Raw genomic sequence first — 14782 nt, 5'->3', positions numbered from 1 at the left:
AAAATATGAAAACCAGAAAATTTCTCGTCTACTGCATCATCTACACAGCAGTTGTTGCAGGACTTACCTATTCTCTTAATAGTTCAGACTTCACCTTTGAGCTCTTAGGTCAAGCCATAACCTTGCCAGTAGCTGTCTGGGTGGCACTTCCAGTAGCTCTTTTGGCGCTCCTTGCCATACTTCACATCGCATATCACGGATACGCCTTTTATAGATATAAAAAATGGATAAAAAAAGATAGCCAACTTTACAAAGACCTTGCAAAAGAGACGCTTCTTGGCTTTGAGAGTAACAAAGACTTTAAAACCGATACTTACAAGATCGCCTCACAGCTCACTCGCTCTATCTCACCAGTAGGCGAGCTTAAAGACGTTGGCGTCGATGACGGCGAGATAAACAACATATTACAAACTATAAAAAGCATAAAAAACAAAGAGATCGTCGATCTAAAGAAATTTAGACTAGCAAAAGATAGCAAGCTAAACATCCTAAACGAGCTAAACAAGATCGAACAGCTGCCTACTTACTATCTTGACGTGCTTAAAAATCAAGAACAAAACGAGAGCCTTAAAAAGGCAGCCTTTAACAAGCTCATAAAAACAGCTTCATTTAGTGAGATTAAAAAAATCGATCCAGAGCTAGCAAGTGAAGATATAATGACCATTATCACGCGTTTTGTAGATGATGAGATCGACCTAAGTAGCGATGAAATTTTCGATCTTTTAAACAACGCAAAAGTGACAAAAGCACAATACGACAAAGCAGCTATAATGCTTAAAAATAAACTAAAACCAGACGCATTTATCGGCATCTTTGAGAAGCTAAAAAGCATCCATGCTGACGCTGATGAAGCCTACGTATATGCGCTATTTGAGCTTCAGATGCTTGATAAAGTAAGAGAAGCCATCGAGGGTAGCGACCCTGATGAGTTTAAAGAGATAAAGGTTTTACTATTTTTGCGAGATAACGGCAAAATGGTGCCTAGCTCGCTATTTTTTAAATGATAGACTTTAGCAAAAAGCCACTTTTCTTAGCGCCACTTGCTGGCTTTTCTGACCTGCCGTTACGAAGCGTCGTCAAGAAATTTGGCTGCGACGTCACTGTTAGCGAGATGATCAGCGCAAATGCTCTGGTCTATGAGGGCAGTGACAAAACCCTTGAAATGCTTAAAAAATCCCCAAACGAAGAGCCTTACGTCGTTCAAATAGCTGGTAGCGATATAGAAAATCTAAAAAAAGCCGTGTTGATAATCAATAAATTTGATGGGATTTATGGGCTCGATCTAAACTGTGGCTGCCCCGTGCCAAAGGTCGTTAGACAAGGCGCAGGATCGGCTTTGCTAAACGATCTAGACAAACTTCAAAGCATAATCGAAGCCATAAAAAGCGTCTCAAACAAAGAGAGCCTAAGCGTTAAATTTAGACTTGGCTTTAACGACAAAAACGAAGAGCGGATAGCAAAAGCCTGCGAAGAAGCTGGCGCAGACTATATCGCAGTACATGGTCGCACCAGAGCTGGTGGATACACTGCAAAGGTTGATTATGAAGCGATCGCCAGAGTAAAGGCGAGCGTGAAAATCCCAGTCGTTGCAAATGGCGATATCAACGCGCAAAATGCAGATGAAATTTTAAATCTCACAAAATGCGACGCCCTAATGATCGGCAGGGCAAGCATCGGCAACCCTTGGATATTTCACGAGATAAAGACCAAAAGTAGCGTGGATAAGACGCTAAAACAAGAGATCATCCTAGCTCACTTCGACGCTATGATCGAGCACTACGGCGAGCACGGACTTTGCATATTTAGAAAGCATTTGCACCAATACAGCAAGGGCATCGACGGCGCAACAACCTTTAGAAACGATATAAATTTCATCAAAGATGCCCACGTGATGAGAGAGCGCATAAGGGAGTTTTTTGCCTAGATGCAAGGCTACATCCTGCGCGTGCAAAAGGTCAGAGACGAGGACCTTTTAGTCTTTGTGCTAACGCCAAATTTGCTCGTAAAGTCATATAGATTTTTTGGCGCTCGCCACTCAAACATCATGACTGGCTACAAGATCGACTTTGAGCTCGAGCAAGAGGCGAAATTTCTACCAAAGCTTAGAAGCATACTTCACCTTGGCTTTAAATGGCTGCTAGAGCGCGACAAACTCATCATTTGGCAGCAGTTTATGCGCCTACTTTATGATCATCTAAAAGAGGTCGAGCAGCTCGATGAAATTTACTTTTTTGAGCTTGATCGCTGCGCCAAACAGATGCAGCTACAAAACCCAAAGCGCCTTATCATCGAAAGCTACGTCAAAATTTTAGAGTATGAAGGCAGGCTTCACAGCGAGCTTGAGTGCTTTATCTGCGACGAGGAGATAGAAAGCGAGCTTTGCCTCACTCGTGGCTTTTTGCCATCTCACAAGCACTGCCTTGATAGGAGCGAATTTGACGCTAGCAAGATCAAAAATTTGTTTGATACAAAAAGCACGATCGAGCTAAATGACGATGAGATAAACCGCCTTTATAAAATTTTACTTGACGGACTTTAGGCTTTTACCTTCGTCCTCTCATCAAATTCTTTTAAAACGTCCATTATTTTATTTGCTAGCCCCTCAAGCGTTTGATCTTTTTTAAGCTCTAAATTTCTAAGCTTTAAAATCCTAGCTAGTATATCTTTTATATCTTTCTTGCCAGACAGTATCTCATCATAATAAGCCTTTGGTATGCCTATCTCGCTTCTATCTTGCTTTGTAAGTATGAGTTTGTCTCTATATACATTGCGAGCCTCATCAGTTATCCTTGTTGTGCCACCTTGCAACACAAGACCTTGCTCGTTTTTTAAAAATGCTACAAAGATTTGCTCCTTTGTATAGCCTTGTTCGTTATCATATACAGACATATCAGGCTTGAAGTCATACCCAGCACTACTAACCCACATATAAGGGATAGTATGCTCAGTTGTCATCACTTCTGGAGAGAAGTCAAGAAAATTTCCATTGACTTCTACATTTATATCGCTTAGATCATCCCATAACCTATGTGCATCTTCTGCGTCTTGGGCTGTCCTAAAGATATGAGTTATCTTTTCATTGCTTCTATCGGTTAGTCCATCTATCTCATCACTTGACATCCTACCCATTAGATATTCGAAATGATCCATTTTTTTATCTTTTGAAAAGTAGCCCTTTGGCATCTTTGCCAGATCTTCATTTGAGTAAAATTCTTTACCCTTACTAATAACTCCAGCTGAAATTTGATCAAAAATTTTATAGTATTGCTTGATAGTATTTGCTAGATCGATATTTGCAAAGCTATCCTCTCCAAAGAGCGCATTATCTTTTTTTGTATTCATTGAAAAATTTGTAAAGTTTGGATGTTTTTGATTGTGCAGCACTATAGCATCAAGTGTGCTTTTGTGGATTTTAAAGTCCTGTGGCAGGCCTGCTGCCTTGTTAAAGTCAGCTCCCATAAATCCTTTAGCATCTACACTATATCCATAACCCTCTTGTGAAGTAAATTTAGCCTGATAAAGAGAGTCGATAGCGCTAGATGAAACAAAGTCATTCTTAGGAGTAGTGGTTTGGTTGATCGAATTTATATTTGGAGTGTTAGGTAAGAAATTTGCAAAGCCTTCGCTTTTTGTATGTTTTTGGTAGTGCTGTTTTGTTAAGATGGAGTTATAAGAGACTTTCATAGCTTACTCCTTGAAATTTACTTCAAAGAGTAAGCAAAAGTTGTGCCGTAAATTTTTATCAACAGGGGAGCATTTTGTGTGAAGATAGACTATATATAAACCAAATTGTTAAAAGGTCGATTTACAAACCAAGAAGATTTCACTCAAATAAATTTTGAAAAATCGTTGAGTAATTTAAAATTTACTAAGGATAGTAAAATGCAAATTTCTAGCTCGCCATATCCTTATCTGTCTAGAGAGCACATAGCTAGTGAGATGGGGTTTAAATTTAACGATATAAACGATATCCTTGATAACAATATGGGATATGGTATGAGCTTTCCTAAATACGCAAGGCTAGATAGAAAAGCTCAAGCTGCGGCTTATGATAGACACATATATCCGCTATCTGGCTTTACAAAAGGCGATGAAGCAAAAGTCACTATCATAGGAAAGCTTAGAGGCTATGATCCTGATTTTACAAGCGAGCAGCTATCGGATCTTAAAAATTTCATAAATGAAAGCAAGGGTTTGTTTGTAGAGTATATACAAGGTCAGCAAGCAAAACCAGACAATGATAAGCCAAAAATTTTAAGAGATACCCCATACACTGTAAATGAATTTTTAAATGAATATCGTGGTAATAGCCAGCTGCTATTTATGCAAAACTCAAGGACTGTTGATCTGCTTGATAGCGATATGAGCGTTGATGAGTTTAAAGAGGAGTGGGCTAAATATACACTAAAAGAGCGGTTTAATATAACTTTATCTGGCGAAGATGCTAAAAATGCTGTCAATATACTAAAAGAGATGAATGAAAAAGGTCTTCAGGATATAGAGAGCGTTGAAGAAGAAAAAGACGACACCAAAGAGAAGAAATTTACTCCTATCCAAGCTGAAAGCAAAAACACTGAAACTTATGACATTACTAAGGATGAAAAATTTTCATATTTGCTCAAGCTTCAAGAACTTGAGAGAGAACGAGGTATAGATGTGCTTCGCATTATGCAAAAACTTGAAGAAAATGGTAAAAAGGTTGTCGATAAAAAAGTTTAAATTTATCTTTGTATTTAGTGCAAGTTGCTACTAAGTCATCCTATGACAAGGTAGAGAATGATCATAGCTCTGCTTTATTTATCAAGCCATCTTATTTAAAATTTGCTTCTTATCTATCTTTTGCATAAGCTCTAAGACATCTATGCCTCTTTTCTCTTTGAAATTTAAAAGCTCTCTTGCATAGAGAAATTTTTGATCCTTGTTTATATCATAGGTCTCATACTTCTTCTTAACCTGCATAGGTTTAAATTTCTTCTCGCTTTGTTCTTTGGCAAAATTTGCGTTATATTCTTGCTCTTCTTTGTGTAGTTTAGCCAGAAATTCTTTATGCTCTTTTGTAGTTTTTTCTACATCTTCTCTATAAAGCTTCTTAAACTCTTCTATGCTTAGATCTGCTCTAGCAAACAATCTAGCACCATCATTACTCATCATTGTATCTTCAGGAAACGAGTTCATAAAATCTTCTAGCTCAGCCTCTTCTTCTTTTGTGCCGATACCAACCATTAGCCCAGATATTGTTGGCTTGCCATCTACTGAGTTAGAAAGCAACCAGTCCATGTGAGATTGTAATACATTGATTTCAAATTCCTCTAAGTTCTCTGGATATTTTGATAATAAAGCTCGCCTTTCATTAATGGTATAGCTATACTTTTCGGAGAGCATATTGTCTATCTTCTCTATGGTTTCTGTTATCCAGTTTTTACTACTTCTGTCTTCCTTGATATATTTTTCAACATTATCAATTATTAAATTTTGCATATATGAATCAATTAGAGCCTTTTCTTGCTCCTTTGACATTTTTGCATTTTCTTTTTTATCTTGTATCGATGTGTTGCTAAGTCCGTTTATGCTAGTTATCATTTCAACTCCCCCTACGCCTTTATATCAACATCTCTTTTTATACCAAGCATATCTACTAGATATTTTCCAGCTGAGTTTTCATTTAGCTCTTTTACTAAATTTAAAGGTGGCATACTAAATTTCAAAAAGCTATCCATAAAGTCCTTGCTCTTTTTGCCATCTTTGTCTATCTCGCCAAAGAGTAGCTTTAGCATTTTTAGATTATGCTCCATCATCTTTTTAAATGAGAGTTCGTCTTCTTCGTCTGAATACTTACCAACAAACCCAGTCGTAAGATCTACATAGACAAGGTCTCTTTTATACTTAACATACTCTTGCATATATGCAGGCATACCAGCTAGATCAGAGTCGCTTGCTTTGTTGAAATTTGCTCCAAATTTCATCTCACCCATAAGCTCAAATAGTTCAAATGCTCTACTAAATTCTTTGCTATCTACGCTCTTATCAAAGCCTTGCTTCTTTCCAAAAACGGTGGTTTCACCTTCTTTTACGTCAAGGTTGCTATTTATGACGGCTGCTAAAAGGCCACCTTTGGTTATAGAGCCATCTTTATTAGTATATCTTTCGCCGTGCGGATCGATAAAAACACCACTTCCCACACTCTCCTTGCCACCATTGTTGTTGTTAAAGATATCTGTTGTTGGCTTTAGTGGCTGCCTGCCGTCTCCACCGCTAAAGCTTGGGTTGAAAAAGAGCGTGCTTATCATCTGCTTGTTTGACTCTTTGTAGTTAAAGCTAGAAGCAGCTGCATCAAAGTCATAAATGGAATTATGAATTTTTGTTACTTGCATGCTTTGGCGGTTATACTCAAAGCCTTGAGGGAAATTTCTTATCTCATCTAAGCTAAAGCTTTCTTTTGAATTTAGCGTGTCTTCGCCAACTACTTGTGAGAGGATTTTATAAGCATTGCCAGCAGTCTTTGCTATATCTATGCTTTTAAAGGTGCGACTAAAAAATGAAGTCCCTTCTGCAACATTTACTAACGACTCCAGCGTGCTTGAGTGAATTTTATATTCGCTTGGGATGCCAGCTTGTTTATTAAACTCATCTGTAAAATAGCCATCTTTATCTACCTTGTAGCCTAAAACTAGAGAGCTAGTTTGGTTTGCAGAAGCTTTGGTTGATACCTTTATGTTCTGCTCTAAATTTAAGGGGTAGCTACCAAGTGCGTTTATCATCTAATATCCTTTTAGCTTCATACCAAAGATATCGTCTTTTTTATGAAAAGATTTACCTAGTAAATTTAGCTACTTTGGCTAGAGCAAACGCCGATCTTAAGAGATTCCCAAACTACTTTTGCCTGCCTAAAGTATAAATTTGATTTAGCTCATTAAAAGCTAAATTTATATTATCCTCGCTTGGCTTTAGGGTGCTATTTTTTAGTAGCTCAAGCACTAAATTTTTAAAATTTTCTCTATCTTCTGCTAGCTTTTTAAGGCTAGCCACATCGCTCAAACTTTTGCTTCTATGATCCTTCGTCTGGGCAGCGATGAAAGCGTTATTTAGCAAGACTTCAGGCTTTAGCGCAGTCTCCCCGCCCTCTAGGATCGCGGGGTTTTCTGACTTTAGAAAACTAATAAACAAAGCCTCTTTTTTGTAACCAGACTCCGTTTTATAGTAAGAAATGTCTGGGCTAAAGCCACCAGTGTTTTCCTGCTCTAAATTTGCAAAATTTAGCTTTTTGAGGTTCGTTTTTATGCCTAGCTTTGCTAGATCTTCGCTTAAATTTGATGCGAGCTTCATTTCATCCTCACTACTAAAGATGTTTGTCACGACCTCATTTTTGCGACTATTTAAAAAATCAATATTTGATCTATCACTCAAATCTGCGTTAAAATCGATACCTTTCATCCCTTGCGAGATGTAGCCTTTTGGCAGATTTGCTAGGTCGCTATCTGTAAAACTATCTTTGTTTAAACTCTTGCCCATCACCTGAGAAAAAATGGCGTAATACTGACCTATCGTGTCTGCAATGTCGATATTTTCAAAGACGTCATTGTCAAAAAGCTTGCCGCTTGCGTTGCTGTAAAGGACGCTATTTATGTTATTTTGCTTTGTTGCGAAGTTTAGAAATTCTTTCAACGTGCTTTTGTGAAGCTTAAAGTCCTGTGGCAAGCCGGCTGCTTTATTAAAGCTAGCATCCATAAAGCCAGCCTTGTCGCTTTGATAGCCAAGTTCATTTTTATCTTTAAATTTCACGCTATAAATGCTTTGCTGAGTATCTTTTGTAAGCTCAAGTCTTTGTAAATTTTGTGCAATGTCTTTTGTTTTTTCATTATTTGCAAGAGCGTTTTGAAATTTGGCGCTTTCGGACTGCTCTTTTTGAAGTTTCCTTGCTTTTGCTTCAGTAGCTACTGAGCTATACTTTTGCGTACTAACACTAAAAATGCTCATTTTTCATCCTTACTTATCAAATTTATATTTAATAAGCAAGGGACGTTCCTACTTAAAAATGAGTTTTTTGCTTTTTGGATGTGTTGTAAGAAATTTGGTTGTAAATTTAGCTTTAAGGGCAAAAATGAAGAGTTAAATTTACTCTTCACTGCCTTCGTTGATACCAAAAAATGTATCTGTGTGGATGTTTTCAAATGCTGCTTTAAGCGACGTAAAAAGCTTTGGATTTTCTTTTTCTAAATTTGCCAAAAGCTGCTTGGTCTCATATCTAGCGTGTGGCATCTTCACGTCAAATCTCATCGCAGGACACGCCTCATCGCCAATAACTCTTAGCTCATTTTTGATCGCATTTTCGCGAAGTTGTCTTTCGCGCACAAAGATAAATGGCCTGATAACGACGATGCCATTTTTTGCTTTGTATTTTGGAGCAAGCGTCCTTAGCGCGCCATTGTAGGTGAAATTCATAAAAAAGCTCTCTGCTGCATCGTCTAAGTGGTGAGCGATCGCAAGCTTGTTAAAGCCGTGCTTTAGCGCATAGGTGTAAAGATACCCTCTTCTCATGCGCGAAAAAAAGCTACAAAAGCTAGAATTTTTGCGGATCTTCTCCTTTGATATCTCAAATATCGAGCTATCGATCACCTCGTGCTCTATGCCATGCTCGTTGCAGTGCTTGGTAAGATATGCGTAGTCCTCGCCCATGCCGTAGCTTAGCGTCACTGCCTTAAACTCAAATTTCTCAGGCGTGACGTTTTGGATGTGCTTTAGCACGTGAGCGAGTGCGAGGCTATCTTTGCCGCCGCTAAGACCAAGCAATATCTTATCCCCGCCCTCTATCATCTTATATCTAGCGTTTGTTTGGCCAACCTGCCTAAGCAGCCTTTTGCTAAGCTCTATCATAAGCTCTCCACCATTTCTAGGATAAATTTAGCGCTGACGTTTGCTGAGTCTTGTAAGAATTTATCAAAGTCAAATTCAGCCTCATTGCCAGCTCCGTCGCTGATGGCTCTAAGGATGAAAAATGGCACGCCAAGCGTCTCACAAACTAGCGCAACGCTCGCACCCTCCATCTCGGTAGCACTCGCGTTAAATATCTTTTTGATCCACTCTTTTTTCTCGTTGTCACAGATGAACTGATCGCCAGTTGCGATGATACCTGAATTTAGGCTCATGCCCTTTTTGCTAGCGACATTTTTAGCTAGCTCATTTAGACCTTCATCGCTTTTTACAAAGATGCTTGTCCCTGGCACAAAGCCGTATGGATGTCCAAAAGCCGTGATGTCAAGGTCGTGTTGCACAAGGCTAGTGGCATATAGCATATCGCCTATCTTTAAGCTCTCATCAAGTGAGCCAGCAACGCCTGTAAAAAGCAGCTTTGAGGCCTTAAATTTCTCTATCATCAAGGTCGCAGTGATCGCCGCATTTACCTTGCCGATCTTTGAGTAGGCGATGACTAGATCTTTGCCTTTGTAGTTTGCCTCGTAAAATTTATTATTTGCATATTCGGTAGTTTTATACTCGCCAACCATCTCAAGGATCGGCGTTATCTCCTCTTGCATCGCTCCAAGTATCGCTATCATCTCTCCTCCAAAATCTTCACAACCTCTTCAAGGCTCGCCATGTCAGTGACGCTGTATGTCGGTTTTTCTGTGATCTTTTTGTTTATGCCTTTTAGTGTCGCAGCACCTAGCTCAATAAAGCAATCAACCTCGTTTTCGTAGTTTTTGATGCTTTGCTTGTAGCGAACTGGATGCGTTAGCTGCTCTTTTAAAAGTACTAGCGCTTCGTTTTTATCAGTGTAAATTTTTGCATTTACGTTTGAAACGACTGGGGCAAAATTCGCAGCCAAAACGCCCTCAAGCTCGTTTGCTAGTTTCACGCTAGCAGGCTCAAGTATCGGGCAGTGGCTAGCTACCGACATATTTAAAAGCATCGCTCTTTTTGCACCTGCTTCTTTAAATTTTGCCTCGTATTTTGCAAGGTCAGCTCTCACGCCAGCTACTACTATCTGACCATCGCAGTTGTAGTTTGCGGCGTAAATTTGCAAGCCCTCATCCTGTGCTTCTTTACAAATCCCTTCAACGACTTCGTCGCTAAGTCCAAGCACTACCATCATGCCAGCATCTTTACCAACGCACGCTTCTTGCATAAATTTACCACGCAAATTTACAAGTCTAATGGCATCTACAAAGCTAAATGCGCCACTAACTGCAAGAGCAGTAAATTCTCCGAGTGAGTGACCTAGGCTAAATTCTGGCTTGGCTTTTATGAAATTTGAAAATGCTAAGTAGCTCATAAGCGAGTTTAAAACGATGGCAGGTTGGGTAAATTCTGTCTTGTCTAGTTTGTCGTTTTGTGTAAATAAAAGCTCTTTAAAATCAATGCCAGTTTGGTTGCAGGCGTCGTTTAAAAGTAGCTCGGCTGAAGAGAAATTTTCGTAAAATTCTTTTCCCATACCAATATTTTGCGAGCCTTGGCCCGCAAAAATAAAAGCAAATTTCTTCATTTTGGCTTCTTAGTGGTGATGATGTCCGTGACCGCCACAACCGCAACCACCTTCGCCATGTCCGTGGCCGCCGCAGCACTCATGCTCGTGATCATGATCGTGTCCGCCACAACCGCAAGTGTGAGCGCCTGCTACCATGCCAGTTGCTTTTTCATCTTCAGTTGCGTCTCTAACTTCTAAAATTTCAACATTAAATAGCAAATCTTTGCCAGCGTATGGATGGTTAAAATCAACTGTTACTTCGTCATCTTTGATCTCTTTAACGATGACGCGAACGCTTGAGCCATCTTCATTTTGACCAAAAAGTTCCATGCCTTCATGTAGGTCTATACCAGCAAATTGCTCTTTTGGAAGTGACTGGATGGCATCTTTATTGTATTCGCCACAACCCTCAGCTGCTTTGATATTTATAGTAGCCTTGTCGCCTGATTTTAATTTGCTAACTTCTTCTTCAAGCTTTTCTATAATGTGGCCATGTCCTGTAATAAAAGAAATTTGACCACCTTCTTGCATATTTGACTCTAAAATTTCGCCACTATTAGCGTCTTTTAGCTCATAAAACATTGTTATAACTTGATCTTTACTCACAATAATCTCCTTGGAATTTAGTTTTGATTAATGTGAGATTATATCTAAAAAAGAGTAAATTTTAGTTTCTGTTAGGAGCGGCTTTGGCTTCTTTGCTATCTGGATAGCCTACTTTCAAAGCCTTGTAAAATCTATTTGCGCTTTGCGTGTCGCCTATCTTGTCAAAGCTTATAGCTGTGTGGTATAAAAGCTTTGGTGTATAGTCAGCTTTGTCTTCGCTTTGTATGCTTTTTTTGTAGTATTGTATAGCTGTGCTATATGATTTTTGGCTATATGCGACTTCGCCTAAATAGTAGTTTGAAGCGCCAGTTTTATAGCCTTTTTTGTTTAGATACTCAAAATATTCAGCTGCTTCTGTGCTATTGCCAGAATTTAAAAGCTTAATGCCATCAGCTAAAATGTCTTTGTCACTTTTGCCACTAAAATTTGAAGTTGGCTTATTTTGTTGTTTTGGATTTGCATTTTGCTTTGGTTGAGCAGCATTTTTATCCATTATCGCACCTAATTTATTTAAGGCAGCAGTAATATTTTTATAATTTTTATCTTGTATATCCCTAGTCTCATCAACATAAGCTTTTAATGATGTCAAACTTACACCAGAATCGCTTATACCGCCATTGACTTTGGTTTCGATATCGTTCATTCTTTGCTCAAGCTTGTTCATCCTAGCACTCATGCTCTCGATCAAGCTTTGCAAACCTTGAAGTTGTTCTGAAACATTATCCATGTTTTCTTCGATATTTTGAACGCTTCTTTTGTTGCTTAGAGTTGCTTTTTCATCATCTGTTAGTCCATATGGATTTGCGCTATCCATATTACCTGCGTCAAATGCTGAAACTTCTTGAGCTGAACCTATAGAGAAAGCGGCTCCAAGAAGAGCCGCAATGATTATTTTTTTATTCATTATTACTTACAGATTAAGGAAGTACTTTGAAATCTGCACGTCTGTTTTGAGCGTCGCAAGCTTTTGTTTTGTCTGTACAAACTGGGTTGCTTTCGCCAAAGCTTACTACAGCGATTCTATCAGCGCTAACGCCATTTCTTACAAGAGCGTCTTTAGCACTTTTAGCACGTTTTAGACCAAGAGCATAGTTATACTCATCTGTACCCCACTCGTCGCAGTTACCTTCTACTTTTATAGAAAGAGCTTGAGCGTCAGCTTGGTTAAATACTGATGCATTTGAGCTAACAACACCTTGTTGGTCAGCTTTGATATTAAATTTATCAAAGTCAAAGTATACACTTTTAACTTGGCTCTCGATGTTAGCGATAAGAGCTGCTAATCTATCAGCATCACTCATGCTACCTGAGTTATCTGCAGATTGATTTGAATTTGCATTCATATCAACTTCAGGGTTTTTAGAGCTACAACCGCTCAACAATAAAGTTGCAACTGCAACACTTGCTAGAACTACTTTTTTCATTCCATATCCTTTTTGAAAAATTTGGTCGAATTATAACATATTTTTTTTAAATATTACCAGAATATTACCAATCAATAGATTGAATTTTACCTACTTTTAGTGGAAATTGGAAACTCCTGTTCTCATTTAATCTAACAACGCCAAGCGAGCTTTGACCGCCAAGTTCTTTGATAAAAACAACACTTTGACCATCACTTGAAAATCTTGGATAGTTATTTTTACCATTTGCTGTAAGCTGGCGAATAAAATCAGTTTGAGTTGAGATTAGATAGATATTAAAGCCACCACTAGCCTCTCTACTTGAATAAACTACATAGTTTTCAAAAGTGCTTACTGAGTTATTATTTTTGCCATGAAACACCATTTGCTCAACACTTCCGCCTGAAGTTGCAGGTGTTGCAAAGATGTTTGGATATCCAAGTCTATCTGAGACAAAAACTATCCTACTGTCATTATCTACGAAATTTCCATTTACATCAATGCCTGGATAGTTTGTGATCTGAGTTAAATTTTTGCTACCTGTATTATAGATGAAAATATCTGGTTGATCTTTTGGAGCCATAGTTAATAGAATTTTACTTCCATCTTTGCTAACATCAGATGCTATAAGCATACCCATACTATCTATTATCTTTGTTTTAGTGCCTGAATTTAGATCATATCTAAACAAAGTTGGTCTATTATTTACATAAGATGTATAGTAAAATTTACTCTGATCAGCGCCTGCCCATTTAGGGAAGATATTTAGACCGCCGCTTACGATCGTCTTTTGATACGTAAGTGTGTAATCAGCCACTATAATAGAGCTTTGGCGAGCCGAAGTGTATTTTGCTAGGATGATAAATTTCTCCATCCAGCCAACTGGTGGTAAATTTAGCTCATTTGTTAGCTCAACTATACTTTTGTGTGCCAAAAACGGATACTTCGCGCCATCAGGCATGTTATATACTCTCTCATACCTTGTAGTTGCAGTTTTAGCATCGATGAGTTTTACTCTTAAAGTAAGAGGTGAGCCCATAGAACCCTCAAGAGCATATCTAAAGATAAGCTCAACACCTTTGTCGCTCATTGTATTTGTAGCTGCTGTTCCCTCATAGGTTGAAGGCACATGATCTTCGATAACCTCAAAGTCTGAGCTAACTTTCAAGTCACCTAGCATGATCTTAAAGAATTTATCTTTAAAGCCTGCATCACTAACAGCTGTAGTTGCATCTTGCAAAGCTATCTTTGGCAAAGCAACACCTTGGTTGATAACAGATATCGTCGCATCAGCAGCATAAAGCCCTAGAGCAACGCACAAAAAAAGAAAAATTTTCTTCATCTCTACTCCGTAAATTTATAAATTTTAGTTTATTTTATCTTCTAAATTTAAATTAAAAGTAGTACTTTTGTCTGGATTAAATGGAAATTTCTCTGCAGTAAGCTTTTCCAGACACTCTCTAACCTTTGCATTAAACTCTTCATTATATGATAGCTCTAAAATTTCATAGCTGAAATTTCCACTCTGATCTATCATGACTTTTACTTTGGCAAGGTTTGCAGAGTCAGCTTTATAGCTTTGCCATCTTCTTTGAATTTGTTTTGTTATGGCTCCCATCAATGGATCATAAGTGCCGGTCATTTGTGACTTTGGAGCTGTTGGGTTTTGATCTATCTTTAAACTCTTAATTATGTCGCTAGCCTCTTTTGCAGCTTTTGAGCTAGAAGCCTCGCTTTTTTTGCGACTTTGCACTTTATTCTCAGCCTTTTTTATACCATCATCTTTTTTAAGCTTAGTCGAGTCTATGTCGCTAAAGAGATCTTTTATATTTGGCTCTTTTGGTTTTGGCTTTTCAACTGGCTTTGGCGTAGGTTTAGGTTCAGGTTTTGGCTCTGGTTTGACATCCTCTTTAGGCTCTTCGCTAGGTTTTGGGATTTCAGGCTTTGGTTCTGGTTTTTTAGGCTCAGGTTTTGGCTCTTCTTTTGGAGGAGTTGGCAAGCTTGGGGTTGGTAATGGCTCATCTGGCACAACAGGTTTATTTGTAGTCTCTTGTTTATCTTCTTCTGACTCTTTTTTAGGTTCTGGTTTTGTCTCTTTTACGACCTCTTTTGCTTGTTTTGGCGCTTTTATGGTTTGATCAACTTCTCTATCAACCATAACTACATCCATAATAGCATCTTTGTCATCAGTATATTTTTTAGGAGGTTCGCTAAAAAAAGTAAGCTTTATAAACAAAGCAAGCACAATGATAATGTAAATACAAAACGCTACAAAAAATGAACTAAGCGTTGGAAATTTAACTTTATTAGGCAT

The 14782-nt window shown here is 38.4% G+C and carries 16 protein-coding genes; 4 read left to right on the top strand and 12 right to left on the bottom strand.

Going from position 1 to position 14782, the window contains the following annotated elements; all coding sequences use genetic code 11:
- Window positions 1-5 precede the first annotated feature (5 nt).
- From MTT09_RS02790 to recO, 3 genes are read left to right on the top strand one after another with little or no spacing between them, the layout of a single operon-like run.
- Window positions 6-1004 carry a LapA family protein gene (locus tag MTT09_RS02790; RefSeq protein WP_429802440.1) on the top strand — a complete coding sequence of 333 codons (999 nt, stop codon included), beginning with the start codon at window positions 6-8 and terminating at the stop codon, window positions 1002-1004.
- The gene (locus MTT09_RS02785) at window positions 1001-1924 is read left to right on the top strand and encodes a tRNA dihydrouridine synthase (protein ID WP_103558849.1); all 924 of its coding nucleotides are present in this window, start codon (window positions 1001-1003) and stop codon (window positions 1922-1924) included. The genes MTT09_RS02790 and MTT09_RS02785 overlap by 4 nt, the downstream gene beginning before the upstream one ends.
- Window positions 1925-2539: a recombination protein RecO gene (recO, locus tag MTT09_RS02780; RefSeq protein ID WP_021085792.1), complete on the top strand. Its 615-nt coding sequence runs from the start codon at window positions 1925-1927 to the stop codon at window positions 2537-2539.
- Here the strand turns inward: recO and MTT09_RS02775 are convergent.
- Window positions 2536-3684 (bottom strand): Cj0814 family flagellar-dependent secreted protein, encoded by a 1149-nt coding sequence (locus MTT09_RS02775; protein ID WP_429802437.1) that lies wholly within the window; start codon window positions 3682-3684, stop codon window positions 2536-2538. The two genes, recO and MTT09_RS02775, sit on opposite strands and share 4 nt — an antisense overlap.
- 198 nt (window positions 3685-3882) lie before the next feature.
- Between MTT09_RS02775 and MTT09_RS02770 the strand changes: the two genes are divergently transcribed.
- Entirely contained in the window at window positions 3883-4719 is an 837-nt protein-coding gene (locus MTT09_RS02770) for a hypothetical protein (RefSeq protein ID WP_429802435.1), read from the top strand.
- 81 nt (window positions 4720-4800) lie between these two features.
- On the opposite strand, the gene MTT09_RS02765 is transcribed toward MTT09_RS02770, so the two are convergent.
- From MTT09_RS02765 to MTT09_RS02715, 11 genes are all read right to left on the bottom strand, one after another.
- Window positions 4801-5580, bottom strand: coding sequence for a cell surface protein (locus MTT09_RS02765; protein ID WP_429802433.1), 780 nt, complete (start codon window positions 5578-5580; stop codon window positions 4801-4803).
- A gap of 11 nt (window positions 5581-5591) precedes the next feature.
- A complete protein-coding gene (locus tag MTT09_RS02760) occupies window positions 5592-6758 on the bottom strand; it encodes a Cj0814 family flagellar-dependent secreted protein (RefSeq protein WP_429802431.1) in 1167 nt (388 codons plus the stop codon).
- 112 nt (window positions 6759-6870) lie between these two features.
- The gene (locus MTT09_RS02755) at window positions 6871-7974 is read right to left on the bottom strand and encodes a Cj0814 family flagellar-dependent secreted protein (protein WP_429802429.1); all 1104 of its coding nucleotides are present in this window, start codon (window positions 7972-7974) and stop codon (window positions 6871-6873) included.
- Between the two features lie 138 nt (window positions 7975-8112).
- Window positions 8113-8871 (bottom strand): tRNA 2-thiocytidine biosynthesis TtcA family protein, encoded by a 759-nt coding sequence (locus MTT09_RS02750; protein WP_009294334.1) that lies wholly within the window; start codon window positions 8869-8871, stop codon window positions 8113-8115.
- Entirely contained in the window at window positions 8868-9551 is a 684-nt protein-coding gene (locus MTT09_RS02745; RefSeq protein ID WP_021084954.1) for a 5'-methylthioadenosine/adenosylhomocysteine nucleosidase, read from the bottom strand. Before MTT09_RS02745 ends, MTT09_RS02750 begins: the two co-directional genes overlap by 4 nt.
- Complete coding sequence (fabD, locus tag MTT09_RS02740; protein ID WP_429802426.1) at window positions 9548-10477, bottom strand: ACP S-malonyltransferase; 930 nt, start codon at window positions 10475-10477, stop codon at window positions 9548-9550. The genes MTT09_RS02745 and fabD overlap by 4 nt, the downstream gene beginning before the upstream one ends.
- 9 nt (window positions 10478-10486) lie before the next feature.
- Window positions 10487-11071: an FKBP-type peptidyl-prolyl cis-trans isomerase gene (locus tag MTT09_RS02735; protein WP_223227314.1), complete on the bottom strand. Its 585-nt coding sequence runs from the start codon at window positions 11069-11071 to the stop codon at window positions 10487-10489.
- Window positions 11072-11126: 55 nt separating this feature from the next.
- On the bottom strand, window positions 11127-11969 hold the full coding sequence (locus tag MTT09_RS02730; protein WP_002939416.1) for a tetratricopeptide repeat protein: 843 nt from the start codon (window positions 11967-11969) through the stop codon (window positions 11127-11129).
- Window positions 11970-11982: 13 nt separating this feature from the next.
- Window positions 11983-12489: an OmpA family protein gene (locus MTT09_RS02725; protein ID WP_002939415.1), complete on the bottom strand. Its 507-nt coding sequence runs from the start codon at window positions 12487-12489 to the stop codon at window positions 11983-11985.
- Window positions 12490-12553: 64 nt separating this feature from the next.
- On the bottom strand, window positions 12554-13810 hold the full coding sequence (gene tolB, locus MTT09_RS02720; RefSeq protein WP_107916439.1) for a Tol-Pal system protein TolB: 1257 nt from the start codon (window positions 13808-13810) through the stop codon (window positions 12554-12556).
- A 24-nt stretch (window positions 13811-13834) separates the two neighbouring features.
- A complete protein-coding gene (locus MTT09_RS02715) occupies window positions 13835-14782 on the bottom strand; it encodes a TonB C-terminal domain-containing protein (RefSeq protein ID WP_002939376.1) in 948 nt (315 codons plus the stop codon).

Origin of the sequence: Campylobacter concisus (assembly GCF_050447505.1) — a bacterium.
Lineage (GTDB): Bacteria > Campylobacterota > Campylobacteria > Campylobacterales > Campylobacteraceae > Campylobacter_A > Campylobacter_A concisus_BP.
Note: the sequence above shows the minus strand (reverse complement) of the source record. Positions and strands in the feature narration are given on the sequence as shown.